Annotated in this window: 4 protein-coding genes and 1 pseudogene; 4 read left to right on the forward strand and 1 reads right to left on the reverse strand. The window is 69.2% G+C overall.

What is annotated here, in order from left to right; translation table 11 throughout:
* Window positions 1-184: pseudogene (locus GKQ77_RS34195) on the forward strand (hypothetical protein); the annotation flags it as partial.
* Between the two features lie 286 nt (window positions 185-470).
* Here the strand turns inward: GKQ77_RS34195 and GKQ77_RS27755 are convergent.
* Window positions 471-947, reverse strand: coding sequence for a PPOX class F420-dependent oxidoreductase (locus GKQ77_RS27755; protein WP_219691670.1), 477 nt, complete (start codon window positions 945-947; stop codon window positions 471-473).
* Between the two features lie 192 nt (window positions 948-1,139).
* Here GKQ77_RS27755 and GKQ77_RS27760 point away from each other — a divergent pair, with 192 nt between their 5' ends.
* Genes GKQ77_RS27760 through GKQ77_RS27770 form a run of 3 tightly spaced genes read left to right on the forward strand, consistent with a single transcriptional unit; the run spans window position 1,140 to window position 4,760 of the window.
* Entirely contained in the window at window positions 1,140-2,531 is a 1,392-nt protein-coding gene (locus GKQ77_RS27760) for an ABC transporter substrate-binding protein (RefSeq protein ID WP_219691671.1), read from the forward strand.
* Between the two features lie 4 nt (window positions 2,532-2,535).
* Window positions 2,536-3,882 carry a carbohydrate ABC transporter permease gene (locus GKQ77_RS27765; protein WP_219691672.1) on the forward strand — a complete coding sequence of 449 codons (1,347 nt, stop codon included), beginning with the start codon at window positions 2,536-2,538 and terminating at the stop codon, window positions 3,880-3,882.
* The gene (locus GKQ77_RS27770; protein WP_219691673.1) at window positions 3,879-4,760 is read left to right on the forward strand and encodes a carbohydrate ABC transporter permease; all 882 of its coding nucleotides are present in this window, start codon (window positions 3,879-3,881) and stop codon (window positions 4,758-4,760) included. The genes GKQ77_RS27765 and GKQ77_RS27770 overlap by 4 nt, the downstream gene beginning before the upstream one ends.
* Window positions 4,761-4,867: the final 107 nt, after the last annotated feature.

Consider the following 4,867-nt stretch of genomic DNA (forward strand, 5'->3'; position numbering starts at 1 on the left):
TCCTCGTACGGCGACGTTGCGGCCCACGGTTGTGCCGCTGGAGTGGGAGCGGATGGGGGATCCGCCGGCTCGGCGGCCTGTGCGGGAGTTGGGGAACGGGCCTACGGATCTGGCCCTGCTGGCCAGTGCGTTGGAGCGGGCGGCGCGGTCTGTCTCGGCGGATCAGGTGCCGTCGCTTCTTTAGGCGGGCTTCTGTTCCGTCCCCTTTGTCGCGGGGGCGCTTGCGTGCCGTACGCCCGTTTTATCGGTTCCCGGCACCTGGGCGTTGTGCCCACCCGTGCCGCCCTGCGGCACGCCTGCCCACAACGGGCAGGCCCCTGGCCTCAGCGGATCATCATCCCCGGCACGCCTGCCACGACGGGGAGGACCCGGCCCGGCACGCCTGCCCACAACGGGCGGGGTTCTGCCCGCGACGGGGTGGGGCCGCACGCCTGCCCACAACGGGCGGGCCCCTGGCCTCAGCGGCGGCCTCAGCGGATCGTCGCCCCGTACACCCTTTCCACCCGCATCGTGATCAGTACGCGGCGCTCCGCGACCATTACCTCTCGGTACTCCGCCCAGTTCGGGTGTTCGCCCGCCGCCTTGCGGTAGTAGTCGACCAGGGCCTCCACCTCGGGGCCCTCGGGGTCCTTGCCCGGGCCCGTGAGGGTGACCGTGCCCTCCGCCGTGGCCCAGGCCATGCCGTCGGGGTGGGTGACCTCCAGCGCGGCCCGTGCGTCACGGCGCAGGTTGGTGGTCTTCGCGGTGCCCGCCGTCGTCGAGATCTGGAGGAGGCCGCTGGCACGGTCGTACGACGGCAGGACCGGGGAGAGCTGAGGGCGGCCGTCCGCCTTGATCGTCGCGAGGACGCCGAGGCGGCTGTCGGCGAGCAGCGCGTGCGGGTCGAAGGCGTCGGAGGCGTCGGAGGCGTCGGAGGCCTGGGAAGAGCCGACCGTGGGTTCAGTCATGTCGGGGCCAACCCGCGCCCCGGTGGTGCCTATTCCCCCCAGTGGTGTGACAAGACCGGCTACGCGCCGATGACGGCACGTCACAACGCCATCACGATCAACGAGTTGACACCGCAGGCCATCTTGCCGCCCCTCCCCGCACGGGCGTAGACAGGCCGCACGGGACTCGTCAGGGAAGAGAACGGGGCAGTGATGCGCAGCACTCTTCGCAGTACACGCAGGGCGCCACTCCATCGGCGCACCACCGCCAGGATCGCCGCGGCCGTCGTCGCGGGAACGCTCGCGCTCACCGCCACCGCGTGCGGTGGCGACGGCGACGACGACGGGAAGAAGGGAGGCGGCGGCAAGGACGACGGCGCGTCGGTCCAACTGCCCAAGCTGGACGGGGAGAACGTCTCCGTCTCCGCCGTGTGGGGCGGCTCGGAGCGCAAGGTCTTCCTGAAGGTTCTGGAGGAGTTCGAGAAGAGGACGGGCGCCAAGGTCTCCTTCGTGCCCGCGCAGGACCCCATCATCAGCTTCCTGGAGTCGAAGGTGGCGGGCGGTGAGCCGCCGGACGTCGCGATGCTGCCGCAGGTCGGCGCGATCGAGCAGGCCGTGGAGAACAAGTGGGCCAAGCCGGTCGGCGCCGAGGCGCAGAAGCAGCTCGACAAGAACTACGCCAAGGGCTGGCAGGAGCTCGGCGCGGTCGACGGCGAGCAGTACGGCGTGTACTTCAAGGCGGCCAACAAGTCGCTGGTCTGGTACAACACGCGCGTCTTCGAGAACGCGGGTGTGAGCGAGCCCAAGACCTGGGACGACTTCATGAAGACGGCCCAGACGATCTACGACTCCGGGGTGCCGCCGGTATCGGTGGCGGGCGCCGAGGCGTGGACGCTCACCGACTGGTTCGAGAACATCTATCTGTCGCAGGCGGGCCCGGAGAAGTACGACCAGCTCGCCCAGCACAAGATCAAGTGGACGGATCCGTCCGTGAAGGAGGCGCTGACCACGCTCGGTGAGCTGTTCGGGAAGAAGGGCTTCATCGCGGGCGGTGCGGACGGCGCGCTCCAGACGGAGTTCCCCGCGTCCGTGAAGCAGACCTTCAAGGGCGGCGACCAGCCGAAGGCGGGCATGGTCTTCGAGGGCGACATGGTCTCGCTGCCGATCTCGGAGACGAAGGCGAAGGTGGGCACCGACGCGAAGGTGTTCCCGTTCCCGGCCGTGGGCGAGGAGTCGCCCGCCGTGGTCGGCGGTGACGCGGCGGTCGCGCTGAAGGACAGCAAGGGCGCGCAGGCGCTGCTGACCTTCCTGGCCTCGCCGGACGCGGCCGAGATCTGGGCCGAGGCGGGCGGTTTCATCTCGCCCAACAAGAGCCTCGACCTGGCGGCCTACCCGAACGACGTGCAGCGCAGCATCGCCAAGGCGCTCATCGCGGCGGGCGACGACATCCGCTTCGACATGTCCGACCAGGCCCCGCAGGCCTTCGGCGGGACGCCGGGCAAGGGTGAGTGGAAGGCGCTGCAGGACTTCCTGAAGAACCCGAAGGACGTCGAGGGGACACAGCAGACGCTGGAGACGGCCGCCGCCAAGGCCTACAAGGACTGACGCGATGGCGTCCGCGAACGCCGGGGGCACCGCCAAGGTGGCGCCCCCGGCCCCGACCCCGCGCAAGAGCGTGACCGGCACCCGCAGGATGGTGGCGGTGCTCTTCCTGCTGCCCGCCCTGGTGCTGCTCGGCGCGCTCGTCCTCTACCCCATCGGGTACTCGCTGTTCCGCAGCTTCTTCGACTCGTCGGGCGACTTCACGGCGTTCGGCAACTACAAGACGCTGTTCACGGACGACAGCATTCTGACCGCCATCAAGAACAACGCGATCTGGCTGGTCGTGGCGCCCACGGTGGCGACCGCGCTCGGTCTGATCTTCGCCGTGCTGACCGAACGGGTGCGCTGGGGCACGGCGTTCAAGCTCGTCATCTTCATGCCGATGGCGATCTCGATGCTGGCCGCGGGCATCATTTTCCGGCTGGTGTACGAATCCGATCCCGACCGGGGCGTCGCCAACGCGGTGGCGGTGAGCGTGCACGACACGTTCGCGGAGTCCTCGGCGTTCCCGCAGGCGCACCCCAGCATGAAGTCGCCCCTGAAGTCGGCCGGTGGCGGCGCCTTCATCACCAGGGACACGGTGAAGGCGGGCACGCCCGTGGTGCTGCCGCTGACCGGTGTGCCGCCGAACGAGATGCCGGACGACGCGAAGGCGGCGAAGGCCGCGCAGGCCGACCCGGACCAGGTGACCGGCACGGCCTGGCAGGACTTCACGCGCGGCAAGGGCCGGGGCGAGGTCAACGCCCCCGACACCGCCGAGTTCGGCTACGCGGGCATCAAGGTCGAGGCCGTCAAGGACGGCGAGGTGGTGGCGTCCACCGAGGCGGAGGCGGACGGCACTTTCGCACTGCCGAAGGAGGCGGACGGGGCTCAACTGCGCTTCCCCGCGTCGAACTTCCGCGAGCCGTACAACGGCGTCGACTGGCTCGGCCCGTCCCTGATCACGCCGGCGGTCATCGGCTCGTATCTGTGGATGTGGGCGGGGTTCGCGATGGTCCTGATCGCGGCGGGGCTCGCGAGCGTGCCGCGTGAACTGCTCGAGGCGGCGCGGGTGGACGGCGCCAACGAGTGGCAGGTGTTCCGGCGGGTGACGGTGCCGCTGCTCGCGCCGGTCCTCGCGGTGGTGCTGGTCACGCTCATGATCAACGTACTGAAGATCTTCGACCTGGTCTTCGTGATCCCGCCGGGCTCCTCGAAGGACGACGCGAACGTCCTCGCGCTCCAGCTCTACAACTCGGCGTTCGGCGACCGTGACGCGGGTGTGGCCAGCGCCATCGCGATGCTGCTCTTCCTCCTGGTGATCCCGGTGATGCTGTTCAACATCCGGCGCATGCGGCGGGAGGGGCGACGATGACGACCCAGACGGAGATCGTCAAGGCCAAGCAGTCCCTGGGCGGGCGCATCGCGTCCGCTCTGGGGGGCACCGCGCTGCGGGTGTTCCTGGTGCTCGTGGGGCTGTTCTGGCTGGTGCCGACGATCGGGCTGCTGATCGGCTCGCTGCGCACCTCCGCCGATATGAGCGAGAGCGGCTGGTGGAAGGTGTTCGGCGCGCCCTCGCAGATGACGCTGGACAACTACTCCAACCTCCTCAAGGACGAGACGATCACCGACTCGATCCTGTCCAGCGTCATGATCACCGTTCCGGCGACGCTGCTCGTGGTCGTCCTCGGCTCGCTCGCCGGATACGCCTTCGCGTGGATGGACTTCCCGGGCCGCGACTGGTGGTTCATCGGGGTGGTCGGGTTGCTCGTCGTGCCGGTGCAGGTGGCGCTGTTGCCGGTCTCCGAACTCTTCGGCGAGATCGGCATCTTCGAGACGACGGTCGGCGTGGTCCTCTTCCACGTGGCCTTCGGCCTGCCCTTCGCCATCTTCCTCCTGCGGAACTTCTTCGCGGAGATCCCGCGCGAACTGCTTGAGGCGGCGCGCCTTGACGGGGCGGGCGAGCTGCGGCTCTTCCTGCGGGTCGTGATGCCGCTGGGGGCGCCCGCGATCGCCTCGCTCGGCATCTTCCAGTTCCTGTGGGTCTGGAACGACATGCTGATCGCGCTGATCTTCGCCGACTCGGAGAATCCGCCGATCACGGTGGCGCTCCAGCAGCAGGTGCGGTTCTTCGGCGACAACGTCCACATCCTGGCGCCGGGCGCGTTCATCTCGATGGTGATCCCGCTGGCGGTGTTCTTCGCGTTCCAGCGGCAGTTCGTGTCGGGTGTGATGGCGGGGGCGGTGAAGTAGGCGGGGCCGTGTCCTAGAAGGGGCGCGGCAGGCGCGTTTTATTCGTACGACGGTTCGAGGCGGCCCGTGTTCGGGCTGCCTCCTTCCGTGTGCCCCCTCCTTGGCCC

The organism is Streptomyces anatolicus (genome assembly GCF_019400875.1).
Taxonomy (GTDB): domain Bacteria; phylum Actinomycetota; class Actinomycetes; order Streptomycetales; family Streptomycetaceae; genus Streptomyces; species Streptomyces anatolicus.